This window comes from Mesorhizobium sp. WSM4829 (assembly GCF_055811475.1).
On sequence record NZ_JBVVQJ010000004.1, the window covers coordinates 15,278 to 28,423 of the forward strand.

Consider the following 13,146-nt stretch of genomic DNA (forward strand, 5'->3'; position numbering starts at 1 on the left):
GTCCGTTCAGTCCGTCAATCCGCAGAGGACAGGGTCATGAATAGGGTCATCCTTGAACACTACCCGGCATCGAAGCTCCCGGATGAACTGCGAAAAGGCATAGCTCCGAGCGCCTCGGTCAAAGTGACAGTGGAGGAGGAGGCCATCAGGCCACTTGGCCGCGAACAATTGCTTGAACTCATGCGGAATGCTCAGGCCAACGCGCCGGGAACAAGCCTCGACGAGGCTGTCGCGCGTGTTCGTGCCCTCCGCGATGAGTGGGAGGATTGATGGCTGCAGTCCGGCTTTATGTCGATACCAACATTTTCATCTATGCCTTTGAAAACAATGATGCGCTTGCAAAAAAACTGCTTCAGCTCATTTCGCTGAACGAGGGCAGAAAGCAGCCGTTCCTGGCGACGAGTGAACTCGTGCTCGCAGAGTTGATGGTCGATCCCTTGAAAAAGAACAATGAGCGACTAATCGAACTCTACGACAATATTTCAATCGGCAATGCCTTCATCTCAATTGGGACGATAACTCGCGAGGTTCTCTGGCACGCAGCGCAGTTGCGTTCGGAATTCCTTTCCTTGAGATTGCCGGACGCGATCCATCTTTCCACAGCGATGCACTTCGGCTGCACACAATTTCTGACTGCGGATACGAGATTGAAAGAGACCTATTCCATCGCACCAAATCGTCTCGTTCCCCCTCAAATGGCAGCCAAAATTTCGGTCATACGACCGGAAATTTCCGCCTTGGACAGGGTTGTAGCGGAAGTTGAGCGATGACCGCCCCTCTCCTTTCCGTGCAAGACCTCAGCGTTGCCTTCGCGCAGGAAGGCCGCCAATCGATGGCCGTCGACCACATCTCCTTCGACATTGCCAAGGGCGAGACGGTGGCGCTGGTCGGCGAATCCGGCTCCGGCAAGTCGGTCTCGGCGCTGTCGGTGCTGAAGCTGCTGCCCTATCCGGCCGCCAGCCATCCGTCGGGAAAAATCCTGTTCCAGGGCGCCGATCTGCTCGCTGCCGACGAGAAGGCATTGCGCCGGGTGCGCGGCAACAAGATCACCATGATCTTCCAGGAGCCGATGACCTCGCTCAACCCGCTGCATACGATCGAGCAGCAGATCGTCGAGGTGCTGACGCTGCACCAGGGCCTGGGTGACCGCCAAGCCAAGGCGCGCACGCTGGAACTGCTCAACGAGGTCGGCATCCGCGAGCCGGAGAAGCGGCTCGACGCTTATCCGCACCAGCTTTCCGGCGGCCAGCGCCAGCGCGTCATGATCGCCATGGCGCTGGCCAACGAGCCGGAACTGCTGATCGCCGACGAGCCGACGACCGCACTCGACGTTACCGTGCAGGCGCAGATCCTCGAACTGCTTGCGGAATTGAAGAGCCGCAAAGGCATGTCGATGCTGTTCATCACCCACGATCTCGGCATCGTCAGAAAGATCGCCGACCGGGTCTGCGTGATGACCAGGGGCAAGATCGTCGAAACCGGGCCGACGAAAGAAATCTTCGCCAACCCGCAGCACAGCTATACGCGGCATTTGCTTGCCGCCGACCCCAAGGGCAAGCCGCCCGCCGCCAACGCTGCTGCCAGGCCAGTGATGACCGGCCAGGACATAAAAGTCTGGTTTCCGATCAAGAAAGGCTTTTTCCGGCGCACCGTCGACAATGTGAAGGCGGTCGACGGCATCGACGTCACCGTGCGCGCCGGCCAGACGCTCGGCGTCGTCGGCGAATCCGGCTCGGGCAAGACGACCCTCGGCCTGGCGCTGGCCAGGATGATCTCGTCGACCGGGACCATTCAGTTCGATGGGCGCGATATCAACGAGTTGTCATTCAACGCCATGCGGCCGCTGCGGCGCGAGTTGCAGATCGTCTTCCAGGATCCGTTCGGGTCACTGAGCCCGCGCATGTCGGTCTCCGAGATCATCGAGGAAGGGCTGAAGATCCACGAGCCGAAACTGTCGCCCGATGAGCGCGACAATCGCATTGTCGATGTGCTTGGTGAAGTCGGGCTCGATCCCGCCACGCGCAATCGCTATCCGCACGAGTTTTCCGGCGGCCAGCGCCAACGCATCGCCATCGCCCGCGCCATGGTGCTCAACCCGCGCTTCGTCATGCTGGACGAGCCGACCTCGGCGCTCGATATGAGCGTGCAGGCGCAGGTGGTCGACCTTCTGCGTAGCCTGCAGGCGAAGCACGACCTCGCCTATCTGTTCATCAGCCACGACCTGAAGGTCATCCGTGCGCTTGCCAACGACGTCATCGTCATGCGCAATGGCAGGATCGTCGAGGCCGGCCCGTCCGAACAGATTTTCGAACGGCCGCAGACCGACTATACCAAGGCGCTGATCTCGGCCGCATTCAGGATCGAAACGGCACCGGTCGGCATCGTCAGCGAGTAGGCTGTACCGCATAAAGGAAAAAGAACCCGCCATGGAAAAAGGCCGTGTCCTGCTTGCCCTCACCGGTATCCATCCAGGCCGTTGGCGCGAACTCTTGGCGGCCGAACGCGAGGTGGTGCTGGAGCCGGAAGGCGCCAGCGATCCTTCGATCACCTATGCGGTGGTTTGGAAGCAGCGGCCGAACCTTCTGTTGTCCCTGCCCAATCTGCGCGCTGTCTTTTCGATCGGCGCCGGCGTCGACCACATCTTCGCCGATCCCACTTTGCCCGACGTGCCGATCGTCAAGGTCGTGGCCGACAATTTGACCCAGTACATGACCGAATATGTCGTCTGGCGGGTGCTCGATCACCATCGGCAGGGCCTGCTTTACCGGTCGCAGCAGCAAAGGAAGATCTGGCACGAGTCGCCGCAGCGGCCGGCCGGCGACATCTCCGTCGGCATCATGGGGCTCGGCACGCTTGGCCGCGCGGCGGCGTCGGTGCTTTTGTCGCTCGGCTTTGCGGTCAATGGCTGGTCGCGCAGCGACAGGCCGGTGAAAGGCGTTTCGACCTATGCCGGCGAGGCCGGATTGATCCCCTTCCTCAACGCCACCGATATCCTGGTGGTGCTGTTGCCGCTTACGCCGCAGACGCAAGGCATCATTAATTACGGCGTGCTGAAGGAGTTGAGGAAACGCAACGGCCTCGGCGGCTCAGTGCTGATCAACGCCGGGCGCGGCAAGTTGCAGAAGGACGCCGACATTCTGCGTGCGCTGGAGGACGGTACGCTCAAGGAGGCGAGCCTCGACGTGTTCGAGGTCGAGCCGCTGCCGAAGACCAGCCGGCTGTGGAACCACCCGAAGGTGTTCGTGACCCCGCATGCGGCGGCGACCTCCGATCCCGTGCATCTGGTGCCGATCATGCTGCGCCAGATGGCCGCCTTCGAGCGCGGCGAGAAGCTCGAGAACGTCGTCGATCGCAACGCCGGGTATTAACCCGGCTTGCCGCATTCGCGGCGGGCGATCGACCGGTTCATGGCGTCGATCCGGCCACTTGCCTGTTCGACGTCGCGCTGGGCCTTGGAACGGGCATCCGGCGTGAACGGGCCGAGGCCCACCCCGGGATCGGAGAAGGACGGCTTGGCATCCAGTGGAAGGCGGTATTGCTGCGCCAGCCGGTTTCGTTGCGCCAGCAATTGATCGCAAGGCACGCTGTCATATTGCAGCGAGGACTGGACATTCGCGTCCTGTCGCTCGGCAATCGAGGTGCCGACGCAACCGGCTATTGCCAGGCAAGATGCCAAGACCACCAAGTTCCAGCGCATGCAACGTCCTCCGTGTCGGTGTCCTGCCCTTTCGGGCATGCGAATCGGACTTTTTCGCAGCCGCCGCCACGCGTGGCGCAGGTGAGCGAAAAGGGTCGCCGGACTAGGCCTGATGCGATTTCGTGATGGAGATCCCGCCGGCAGTTGCCTGTATGCCGAGTCAGCAGTCACTTGCAACAGGCTTCCCGCGCCGGAATTAGCAACTATCTTGGAGCCATGCGCGCCAGCGACCTGCTTCACCCTCGGCCCGAGGGCCTTTATTGCCCGCCCGGCGATTTCTTCATCGATCCGGTGCGGCCGGTCAGCCGGGCGCTGATCACACACGGCCATTCCGACCATGCCCGTTCCGGCCACCGCTCGGTGCTGGCTACACAACAGACGCTGGACATCATGCGGCTGCGGTACGGCGAGGGTTTTGCCGGGACGACGCAAGCGGCAGCACTTGGCGAGGCGATTGCGCTGAACAGCGTCACCGTAACCTTCCATCCGGCCGGCCATGTGCTGGGCTCGGCGCAGATCGAGGTCGTGCATCAGGGCTCATGCATCGTCGCTTCGGGCGACTACAAGCGCCAGAGGGACGCGACTTGCGAGCCGTTCGAACCGGTCAAGTGCGACGTGTTCATCACCGAGGCGACTTTCGGCCTGCCGGTGTTCCGTCATCCGCCCGATACCGAAGAGATCGCTCGGCTGCTGAAATCGACGGCGCAGTTTCCCGAACGCGCGCATCTGGTCGGCGCCTATGCGCTCGGCAAGGCGCAGCGCGTCATGCGCTTGCTGCGCGACGCCGGCTACGATAGGCCGATCTATATCCACGGCGCGCTGGCCAAGCTCAGCGACTACTATCAGAGCCAGGGCATCGAGCTCGGGGCGCTGGAGCCGGCGACCGTCGAAAGCAGTGGCAAGCAGGATTTCACCGGCGCCATCGTCGTCGGCCCGCCCTCGGCCTTCGCCGACCGCTGGGCGCGGCGCTTTCCCGATCCGATCTCGTGCTTTGCGTCCGGCTGGATGCGCATCCGCCAGCGTGCCAAGCAGGGCGGCGTCGAGCTGCCGCTGATCATTTCCGATCATGCCGACTGGGACGAGCTGACCGCCACGATAAGGGAGACCGGCGCCGGGGAAATCTGGGTGACGCATGGCCGCGAGGAGGCCCTGGTGCGCTGGTGCGAACTCGAGGGGATCGCTGCCAGGCCGCTGCATCTCGTCGGCTACGAGGACGAGGGCGATTGATGGTGCTCACGGCCGATGTAGCGCTCTACGGCGGCGCGACAGAACGCAAGGCTGGCCCATTGGCGCGGCCCGCATCATGAACCGCTTCGCCGAACTCCTCGACCGCCTCGTGCTGACGCCGTCGCGCAACGGGAAGCTGACGCTGTTGAGCGATTATTTCCGCAGCGTCGAGGATCCGGATCGCGGTCTGGCGCTGGCTGCCATCACCGGCGACCTGACCATCGCGGCGGTCAAGCCGGCGATGCTGCGCGCGCTGGTCATGGAGCGCATGGACCCGGTGCTGTTCGGCTATTCCTACGACTATGTCGGCGACCTGGCGGAGACCGTGTCGCTGGTCTGGCCGCAATCACCGGCGGATATCGCCAACCATGAGCCGACGCTCGCCGAGGTCGTCGCGAAATTGCAGGCGGCGAGCCGTTCCGATGGGCCGAAGGTGCTGGCCCGGCTGCTCGACAGCGCCAGCATCTCGGCGCGCTTCGCCATCATCAAGCTGGTCACCGGCGGCCTGCGCATCGGCGTTTCGGCGCGATTGGCCAAGCAGGCGCTGGCCGATCTCGGCAAGGTCGACGTCGCCGAGATTGAAGAACTCTGGCATGGGCTGACGCCGCCCTATGCCGAGCTGTTCGCCTGGCTGGAGGGCAAAGCGGAAAAACCCAAAAAGACAGCGCTGGCGCTGTTCCGGCCGGTGATGCTGTCCAACCCGATCGGTGACGGCGACCTCGAAAAGCTCGATCCGGCCGACTATGCCGCCGAGTGGAAATGGGACGGCATCCGCGTCCAGGCGGTATCGGAAGGCGGTGTTCGCCGGCTCTACTCGCGCACCGGCGACGATGTCTCCCGGGCTTTTCCTGACCTCGCAGAGGCGATGGATTTCTCCGCCACCCTCGACGGCGAGCTTCTGGTCGGCGATCCCCGGCAGGCGACCGGCACGTTCTCCGACCTGCAGCAGCGGCTGAACCGCAAGAGCGTGACACCGAAGATCCAGCAGCAATACCCGGCCTTCATGCGCTGCTACGACGTGCTTCAGATCGGCGACGAGGACTTGCGCATGCACCCTTTCCGCGAGCGGCGCGGCCACCTCGAAGGCTTCGTGCAGACGCTCGATCCGAGCCGCTTCGATCTTTCGCCGCTGGTCGAATTCTCCGACTGGCAGGCGCTGGAGGAATTGCGCCGCAAGCCGCTGCATCCGGTGATCGAAGGCGTGATGCTGAAGCGCTGGGATTCGCCCTATCTCACCGGCCGGCCGAAAGGTCCATGGTTCAAATGGAAGCGCGATCCACACACAATCGACGCCGTGCTGATGTATGCCCAGCGCGGCCACGGCAAGCGTTCGAGTTTCTATTCCGATTACACGTTCGGCGTCTGGTCCGGCCCGGAAGGATCGGAGGAACTGGTGCCGGTGGGGAAAGCCTATTTCGGCTTCACCGACGAGGAACTGAGGCAGATCGACAAATATGTCCGCGACAACACGATCGAGCGCTTCGGCCCGGTCCGCTCGGTGCGGGCCGACCGCAGACAAGGCCTGGTGCTGGAGGTGGCGTTCGAAGGGCTTAACCGCTCGACACGGCACAAATCCGGTGTCGCCATGCGCTTTCCGCGCATTTCACGACTGCGCTGGGACAAGCCGGCGGCCGAAGCCGACCGCATTGAGACGCTGCAGGCGCTGCTCGATAGCTAGAGCGACGTGCGTCCAATTGGACGCACAAAGTACGCTCTAACAGTTATAATCTACGCATCGTGCTTTCCGAAAATCGATTCCGATTTTCGGGCCGATGCGTTGAGCTCTACGGAACAATCGCGACGCGGATCTCGTAGATGTCGACCGACTTGCCCTGCTTGCCGAAGTCGGAATTGATGGCGATGGTGCCGGCAGCGCCCGGACGCTTGTCGGGAAACCGCACATCGAAGAGGTATTCGTTGCGCTCGTGGCCGACCGCGTAGCGCTTGCGGCCGCAGTCGCCGAGTTCGCCGAAATTGCAGTCGACGGAGATCTGCGTCTCCTGTCCCTCCTCGGAGCGGGCGATGATGTCGAACGTGGCGTGCTTGCCGGCGAGTTTGTCCAAGACGCCTTGCTCGACGTCGAAGCTGATCGCCGAACCGGAGGCGCCCGACCGGATGCGCAGGAAAGAACCGCTGTCGTCCTGCATGACTTCGGCCTTGGCGTCCGAAGGCGCGCTGACAAGCGTCGGGTCGCTGGGTGAAAACACATTGATCCAGTCGCGCGCCTCATCCGCCTGGCCGGCGTTCAGCGGCGGGGCGGTGTCGCCTGGCGGCGTGAAATCATCGTCTTCCACCGTCGGTGGCGTTTGCGGCGGGGCGGTGTCGAGTTCGGCCGCCGACTTGAAGACGCCGGTCTGGGCAGCGAAATAGAGGCCAATGCCGGCGGCTGCAAGCAGCGTCACGCCGAGGAAGATCGCGGTGAGAGGCAGGCGGGGACCTCTCACCCGCCTGTCGTCGCGGTCGGGCATCACCTCTGCGTCGCCGTCCCCGGCCGATTGGGGGGACGACAAGTCGATCTCCGGCGCATCGGGAAAAGCCGCTTCGGGCATGATGTCGGGAACGACCGGCAAGACGCGCGAGCGCGGCGCATCGGAAGCTGGGGGTGCGTCGGAAGCAGGAGGCGCGACCGATGCAGGAGGCTCAGCCGGACCGTCGACAACGACCTCAGGCGGCGGCGCTGGTTCAGCGTCGGCGCCGGTATCCGGTTCGGCATCGGCCTCGGGTTCGGCATCGGCTTCGCTGCCAGCCGGCTGCTCCACAGCCGGTGCTGCAGCGTCGTCATCGGTCGGCCGGCCGACAGCGGGAACCGCCGGCAGGAATTCGGATTCGATTTCGGTTATCTTGGCCTGCACCGCCTTGCGGCGCTTGATGGCGACTTCCACCGTCACGTTCGGGTTGGCCTGCAGGGCACGGTCAAGTGCGGCGAAGGCCGATCGGTAAACCCGCTCGCGAAACGCGCGGTCTTCGGCATTGCCTTTCTCGAAGGCATTCCGGATCGCTTTTTCGATCGCGTCCAACGGGGACCCCCTGCACGTATGGTCACATTGTCATGATCGTTAGCCGCAGGCGACCGATCAATCAACGGGCCATCGGCCGCATTCTGCCTTGGCGATGCATCGAAAGCCGATTTCGGCGGTTTTCGGTAAAAGAATCAACATTTTTCGCCGGTTTCCCGATGCATCGCCAACGCGACAAGCACAACCTGGAGTTGAGGCAACCGCATGGCCGGTCGGAGGGGCGGTCGCTTATAGGCCCGGGATGAGCCGACACGAATTGCCAAGTCCCATCTTGAATTTGTGGCGGGTTGCGTCTATCACCCAGCGCATCTTGGAGGCCTTGGCTTCCCGGGCCGCTTTAGCTCAGTTGGTAGAGCACATCATTCGTAATGATGGGGTCAGGTGTTCGAGTCACCTAAGCGGCACCACTAATACCCTGATATCATTACGCTTTCTGTCGTATCGAAACGCAACGTTTCGAATGATTTGGAAGTGTGCCAAAAAGTGTGGCAGCGATGATGTTCGGCCCTTTCCAAGCGCCACCGCGCGGCATCACTGCGACGCTGCCGGCGTCAGTCGCAATATCTTTCCCGCTGGTTCGTCGGTCAACGCCATGACCGCGCCGTCGGGAGCCTGCACCACGTCCCGGATACGCCTGCCGAGAGCGAGGATTTCCTCGCCGGCGACCTGCTTGCCGTCGATCCTGACACGAACGATGCCTTCCGCCGACAGTCCGCCAATCAAGAGGTCGCCGCGCCAATCGGCAAACATGTCGCCGGTGTAGAAGGTCATGCCGGAAGGCGAGATGACGGGTGTCCAGCTATGGATGGAGTCGGCAAACTCCGGCCGCGTCGACGGTTCGGGGATGCGTTCGCCCGAATAGTGCCGGCCCCAGCTGACCACGGGCCAGCCGTGATTCTTGCCCGCTTGCGGAATGTTCAGCTCATCGCCGCCGAGCGGTCCCATTTCCGCCGTCCAGAGCACGCCGGATTCGGGTTGGAGCGCAGCACTTTGCACATTGCGATGGCCGTAGGACCAGATCTCGTCGGCGCCGTCCTTGCCGACGAAGGGATTGTCGTCAGGCACGGAACCATCGGGGTTGATGCGGACGATCGTGCCGAGATGATTGTTCGGGTCCTGCGCCTCTCGCATCTTGCCGCGCTCACCGAGCGTGACGAAGAGCTTGCCGTCCGGCGCGAATACCAGGCGGGAGCCGTAGTGCAGCCGGCTGGATACGGCTGGTTCCTGCCGGAAGATCACTTCGAAGTTCGAAAGCGCGCTGCCGTTCTTGTCCAGGCGTCCACGGCCGACCGAGGTGGCCGCGCCGCCGCCGCGTTGCTCCGAATAGGAGAGATAAACCGTTCGGTTGTTGGCAAAGTCCGGATCGAGCGCCACATCCAGCAGACCGCCTTGTCCGCTGGCAAGGACGTCCGGCACACCGTCGATCGGGTCGGAAACGGCCCCGTCGGTCGAGACGAGCCGCAGGCGCCCCGGACGCTCGGTGACCAGCAACGCGCCGTCGGGCAGGTAGGTCGCGCCCCAGGGATGCTCGAGCCCTTCGGCAAAGGTCTCGACCGCAACGCGGCCTGTTTCGCTCTCGATGCTGCTGTCCTGCGCGAGCGTGGTCGAGGGCGCACCGAAGGCGAGAAGAAAAGACGAAGCAATGAATATCCGCAGCATGATCTCTCCATCCGAACGGCGGCATAGGGACCGGCTCCCCGATATAATGACCGACTGCCGATGCAGTTCCAAGCTGGCGCCGCGCCCCAGGTTTTCAGCTATGGTCAGGTCGAGGTCCGCGAGAGTTCGGCCTGGCACTCTCGGCGTGCCTCTCGATAAAGAAGTCAAATGAGCGCGAACTGAAAACCAATTGAGACACAACTGAAACACATCCAGGCGCAGGCGACATGCATGCGAAACGCTTTGGGGCGATGGTCGCCGCAAGACCAGGAACGCAGGAGCGTCGCCGATGACACCCGACCAGACCAGACTTGTCCAGGACAGTTTTCGCGAGATCGTGCCGATCCGCGTGGCCGCCGCCGCGCTGTTCTACGAGCGCCTGTTCGCGATCGACGCGGATCTTCGCGCGCTGTTTCCGGTGACAGACATGACCAAGCAAGGCGCCAAGCTGATAGCGAGCCTCGGCTTCGTCGTGCATGGACTGGACCGAGCCGACACCATCCTGCCGACGGTGCGCGTGCTCGCCAGGCGTCACGTGACTTACGGTGTCGAGGAGCGTCATTACCCGATCGTCGGGCAAGCGCTCATCGAGACGCTGGCGGCCGGCCTCGGCACGGCTTTTACGCCGGCTGTCCGCGAGGCTTGGGAGGCGGCCTACGGGTTGCTCGCCAGCGTGATGATCGCGGCTGCCCGTGAGGATCAGCTCGCCGCGTAATTTTTGGGGATGCAGCCGCAGGCGACCACCCACCCAAACGACAATTCCAAATGGAGAGAAACACGATGTTCAGATACACAGCACTTGCGGCGCTTTGCGTCGTGGCAGGTTCCGCTTCTGCCGGCGAACTCACGGCCCGTCAGGGTGGGACCGTCGATCTCGGCAATTTTCATGGCGTCGTCTACTACACGGAGGCGGATGACGGCTACCGGGTGGTCACCACGATGGCGGCGGGCGAAGAAAACCTGCCAGTACGCTTCGTCGCGACCCTCAGCGAGGGCCAGGCATTCGTGATCTCGGTCCCGGGCGCGTTGGCAGGGGCCGGCCAGGCACTCGAAATCTCGCGCGCCAAAGGCAAGCTGGTTGTCGCGGAGGTGGAGTCCACCCAGTAACGGGTTGAAAGTTGACGTCGCGACGCAACCGGGTAGTCTGCGCCCGCTTCCGCGTCTTCCAACAGCGCGAAGAGACAAATCGGCACCGTCATTGGGATGGGTATCGTCCTAACCTCGGAGAAACGAGATGCTCAAGCTGCAAAGTGCGGAAGTTCGATTTCGACTTTTTGAGTGTGGACAATTTTTCCTGATCCTGATGGGCACTGGTCTACTTGCGCCGGCCGCTTTTGCCGATGTCGTCGAGCCAGCGACCCTCGCCGTCGCGGATTTCGAGTTCAGGGATACATCAGGCGAAGTCAGGGACCAGACCGCCGAACACGAAGCGCGACTGAAGGCATTTGGCGTTGCGTTGCAGGATGGCCTTTCAGAGAAGATCAAGCTCGTCGCGTTACCCTGTCAGGCAGAACAGTGCACCATCAAGGACCCCGGCCTTGTCGATCTCTCGAAACGGGCAAAAACAGCCAGCGCGAAATATCTCCTGATCGGTCAGGTGCACAAGATGAGCACGCTGGTCGGCTGGGTGAAGTTTGCAGTGCTGGATTTGAGCAACAACAAACCTGTCTGCGATAGATACCTGACTTACCGGGGAGATACCGACGAAGCATGGCGGCGAGCAGCAGACTTCACGGCGCGTGACGTCGAGAAGCACTGCATTCCGTAGGAATCGCGGTCGCTGTAGCCTTTGATCAGCCGGTGCCCTGAACCTCAGCATGGGCTGGGTACCGCAATTGCGGCGTCAGGCGGCCTTCTTCTTCGCCAGCCTCGCCTTGATGCTGGCGACGTCGGCGCGCGGCGTCGCCGCAAACAGCGTCTTGGTGTAGCTGTGCTTGGGGTCGGCAAAGACCTCGTCGCGCGAGCCGTATTCGACGGCCTCGCCGTAATACATGACCATCACCTCGTCGGCGATGTAGCGCACCACCGACAGGTCGTGGCTGATGAAGACATAGGTCAGCTCGAACTCGTCCTGCAGGTCGGCGAGCAGGTTGAGCACCTGCGCCTGCACCGACAGATCGAGCGCCGAGACCGGTTCGTCGAGCACCAAAAGGCTCGGATTGAGCATCAGCGCGCGGGCAATGGCGATGCGCTGGCGCTGGCCGCCCGAGAACATGTGCGGGTAGCGGTTGTAATGCTCGGGTCCGAGGCCGACCTTCTTCAGCATCTTCATGGCGAGATCGCGCCGCTCGTCGGCCGGCGTGTCGGTGTTGATGAGCAGCGGCTCGCCCAAAACGTCGCCGATCTTCTGGCGCGGATTGAGCGAACCGTAAGGGTTCTGGAAGACGATCTGCACCTTGCGGCGCATCTCCTTCGTCAGCCCATCCCTGGCGATGTCGACCTTGTTGCCGTCGATGAAGAGCTCGCCCGCCGTCGCGGGATCGATCAGGGTTATGATACGTGCGAGCGTTGACTTGCCGCAGCCGCTTTCGCCGACGATGGCCAGCGTCTTGCCCTTTTCGACGCTGAACGAAACGCCCTTGACCGCGTGCACCGTGCGCGAGGGGCGAAACAGGCCGCCCCCGACATGGTAGTCGCGCACGATGTTCTTGCCTTCGAGAACCGTCGCGCTCATGACGCGGCTCCCGTTGCAGGCCCGCTCCCAGCAGCAGAGGGGGCCGGTTCGAACAGCATGTCGGAAATGGTCGGCAGCCTGTCGCCGACGGCGTTTTCCGGCAGCGCCGACAGCAGCGCGCGGGTGTAGTTGCTCTTCGGCTGCTCGAACAGCGACAGAACGTCGGCCTCTTCCATCTTGCGGCCTTTGTACTGGACGATGACGCGGTCGGCTGTCTCGGCGACGACGCCCATATTGTGGGTGATCATGATCAGCCCCATGCCGTATTTGGCTTGCAGGCCGACCAAAAGATCGAGGATCTGCTTCTGGATGGTGACGTCGAGCGCGGTGGTCGGCTCGTCGGCGATCAGCAGCTTGGGATTGCAGGCGATGGCGATGGCGATCATGACGCGCTGGCACTGGCCGCCCGACATCTGGTGCGGGAACGAGTTCAGCCGCTCTTCCGGATCGGCGATGCCGACCAGCTTCATCAGTTCGATGGCTCGGGCCCGGCGCTGGGCGCGGTCCATGCCCAAATGGAAGCGCAGCACCTCCTCGATCTGGAAGCCGGCGGTGAAGCACGGGTTGAGGCTGGCGATCGGCTCCTGGAAGATCATCGAGATGTCCTTGCCGACGATCTTGCGGCGCTCGGACGGGCTGAGCTCAAGCAGGTCGATGCCGTCGAAGGCCATGCGATCGGCCTTTACCGTCGCCGTGTTCGGCAACAGCCCCATCACCGCCAGCATCGCCACCGATTTGCCGGAGCCGGATTCGCCGACGATCGCCAGCACCTCGCGCGGCTCGATCGACAGGTCGATGCCTTGCACGGCCATGAACGGTCCGGCGGCGGTATCGAACGACACGGTGAGGTTCTTGATGTCGAGAAGAGGCAT

The 13,146-nt window shown here is 62.9% G+C and carries 14 protein-coding genes and 1 tRNA gene; 10 read left to right on the plus strand and 5 right to left on the minus strand.

What is annotated here, in order from left to right:
- The first annotated feature begins 36 nt into the window (after positions 1-36).
- From AC0L17_RS05280 to AC0L17_RS05295, 4 genes are read left to right on the plus strand one after another with little or no spacing between them, the layout of a single operon-like run.
- Positions 37-270, plus strand: a complete 234-nt coding sequence (locus AC0L17_RS05280; RefSeq protein ID WP_473515048.1) for a hypothetical protein — start codon at positions 37-39, stop codon at positions 268-270.
- Entirely contained in the window at positions 270-770 is a 501-nt protein-coding gene (locus tag AC0L17_RS05285) for a type II toxin-antitoxin system VapC family toxin (protein WP_473515049.1), read from the plus strand. Before AC0L17_RS05280 ends, AC0L17_RS05285 begins: the two co-directional genes overlap by 1 nt.
- Entirely contained in the window at positions 767-2,395 is a 1,629-nt protein-coding gene (locus AC0L17_RS05290; protein WP_473515050.1) for an ABC transporter ATP-binding protein, read from the plus strand. The genes AC0L17_RS05285 and AC0L17_RS05290 overlap by 4 nt, the downstream gene beginning before the upstream one ends.
- A 31-nt stretch (positions 2,396-2,426) precedes the next feature.
- Positions 2,427-3,368 (plus strand): 2-hydroxyacid dehydrogenase, encoded by a 942-nt coding sequence (locus AC0L17_RS05295; protein WP_473515051.1) that lies wholly within the window; start codon positions 2,427-2,429, stop codon positions 3,366-3,368.
- Here the strand turns inward: AC0L17_RS05295 and AC0L17_RS05300 are convergent.
- Positions 3,365-3,697, minus strand: coding sequence for a hypothetical protein (locus AC0L17_RS05300; RefSeq protein ID WP_027151648.1), 333 nt, complete (start codon positions 3,695-3,697; stop codon positions 3,365-3,367). The two genes, AC0L17_RS05295 and AC0L17_RS05300, sit on opposite strands and share 4 nt — an antisense overlap.
- A gap of 216 nt (positions 3,698-3,913) precedes the next feature.
- On the opposite strand from AC0L17_RS05300, the gene AC0L17_RS05305 reads away from it, so the two are divergent.
- The gene (locus AC0L17_RS05305) at positions 3,914-4,924 is read left to right on the plus strand and encodes a ligase-associated DNA damage response exonuclease (protein WP_473515052.1); all 1,011 of its coding nucleotides are present in this window, start codon (positions 3,914-3,916) and stop codon (positions 4,922-4,924) included.
- Between the two features lie 76 nt (positions 4,925-5,000).
- Complete coding sequence (locus tag AC0L17_RS05310) at positions 5,001-6,602, plus strand: cisplatin damage response ATP-dependent DNA ligase (protein ID WP_473515053.1); 1,602 nt, start codon at positions 5,001-5,003, stop codon at positions 6,600-6,602.
- A 106-nt stretch (positions 6,603-6,708) separates the two neighbouring features.
- Here the strand turns inward: AC0L17_RS05310 and AC0L17_RS05315 are convergent, their stop codons facing one another.
- On the minus strand, positions 6,709-7,941 hold the full coding sequence (locus tag AC0L17_RS05315) for a hypothetical protein (protein ID WP_473515054.1): 1,233 nt from the start codon (positions 7,939-7,941) through the stop codon (positions 6,709-6,711).
- 331 nt (positions 7,942-8,272) lie between these two features.
- Here AC0L17_RS05315 and AC0L17_RS05320 point away from each other — a divergent pair.
- Positions 8,273-8,348, plus strand: a tRNA-Thr gene (locus AC0L17_RS05320).
- Positions 8,349-8,472: 124 nt separating this feature from the next.
- On the opposite strand, the gene AC0L17_RS05325 is transcribed toward AC0L17_RS05320, so the two are convergent.
- Positions 8,473-9,600 (minus strand): PQQ-dependent sugar dehydrogenase, encoded by a 1,128-nt coding sequence (locus AC0L17_RS05325; RefSeq protein ID WP_473515055.1) that lies wholly within the window; start codon positions 9,598-9,600, stop codon positions 8,473-8,475.
- 289 nt (positions 9,601-9,889) lie between these two features.
- Here AC0L17_RS05325 and AC0L17_RS05330 point away from each other — a divergent pair, with 289 nt between their 5' ends.
- From AC0L17_RS05330 to AC0L17_RS05340, 3 genes are all read left to right on the plus strand, one after another.
- Complete coding sequence (locus AC0L17_RS05330; protein ID WP_023802903.1) at positions 9,890-10,315, plus strand: globin family protein; 426 nt, start codon at positions 9,890-9,892, stop codon at positions 10,313-10,315.
- Between the two features lie 65 nt (positions 10,316-10,380).
- Positions 10,381-10,707, plus strand: a complete 327-nt coding sequence (locus AC0L17_RS05335) for a hypothetical protein (protein ID WP_027151640.1) — start codon at positions 10,381-10,383, stop codon at positions 10,705-10,707.
- A 127-nt stretch (positions 10,708-10,834) separates the two neighbouring features.
- Entirely contained in the window at positions 10,835-11,368 is a 534-nt protein-coding gene (locus AC0L17_RS05340; RefSeq protein WP_473515056.1) for a DUF2380 domain-containing protein, read from the plus strand.
- 75 nt (positions 11,369-11,443) lie between these two features.
- Here the strand turns inward: AC0L17_RS05340 and AC0L17_RS05345 are convergent, their stop codons facing one another.
- The gene (locus tag AC0L17_RS05345; protein ID WP_473515057.1) at positions 11,444-12,274 is read right to left on the minus strand and encodes a dipeptide ABC transporter ATP-binding protein; all 831 of its coding nucleotides are present in this window, start codon (positions 12,272-12,274) and stop codon (positions 11,444-11,446) included.
- On the minus strand, positions 12,271-13,146 hold the full coding sequence (locus AC0L17_RS05350; RefSeq protein ID WP_287050970.1) for an ABC transporter ATP-binding protein: 876 nt from the start codon (positions 13,144-13,146) through the stop codon (positions 12,271-12,273). The genes AC0L17_RS05345 and AC0L17_RS05350 overlap by 4 nt, the downstream gene beginning before the upstream one ends.

Coding starts and splice junctions, on each gene's coding strand:
- AC0L17_RS05305 (WP_473515052.1), top strand. CDS start 3,914: ATGCGCGCCAGCGACCTGCTTCACCCTCGGCCCGAGGGCCTTTATTGC.
- AC0L17_RS05345 (WP_473515057.1), bottom strand. CDS start 12,274: ATGAGCGCGACGGTTCTCGAAGGCAAGAACATCGTGCGCGACTACCAT.
- AC0L17_RS05280 (WP_473515048.1), top strand. CDS start 37: ATGAATAGGGTCATCCTTGAACACTACCCGGCATCGAAGCTCCCGGAT.
- AC0L17_RS05330 (WP_023802903.1), top strand. CDS start 9,890: ATGACACCCGACCAGACCAGACTTGTCCAGGACAGTTTTCGCGAGATC.
- AC0L17_RS05340 (WP_473515056.1), top strand. CDS start 10,835: ATGCTCAAGCTGCAAAGTGCGGAAGTTCGATTTCGACTTTTTGAGTGT.
- AC0L17_RS05325 (WP_473515055.1), bottom strand. CDS start 9,600: ATGCTGCGGATATTCATTGCTTCGTCTTTTCTTCTCGCCTTCGGTGCG.
- AC0L17_RS05285 (WP_473515049.1), top strand. CDS start 270: ATGGCTGCAGTCCGGCTTTATGTCGATACCAACATTTTCATCTATGCC.
- AC0L17_RS05350 (WP_287050970.1), bottom strand. CDS start 13,146: ATGCCTCTTCTCGACATCAAGAACCTCACCGTGTCGTTCGATACCGCC.
- AC0L17_RS05290 (WP_473515050.1), top strand. CDS start 767: ATGACCGCCCCTCTCCTTTCCGTGCAAGACCTCAGCGTTGCCTTCGCG.
- AC0L17_RS05310 (WP_473515053.1), top strand. CDS start 5,001: ATGAACCGCTTCGCCGAACTCCTCGACCGCCTCGTGCTGACGCCGTCG.
- AC0L17_RS05300 (WP_027151648.1), bottom strand. CDS start 3,697: ATGCGCTGGAACTTGGTGGTCTTGGCATCTTGCCTGGCAATAGCCGGT.
- AC0L17_RS05335 (WP_027151640.1), top strand. CDS start 10,381: ATGTTCAGATACACAGCACTTGCGGCGCTTTGCGTCGTGGCAGGTTCC.
- AC0L17_RS05295 (WP_473515051.1), top strand. CDS start 2,427: ATGGAAAAAGGCCGTGTCCTGCTTGCCCTCACCGGTATCCATCCAGGC.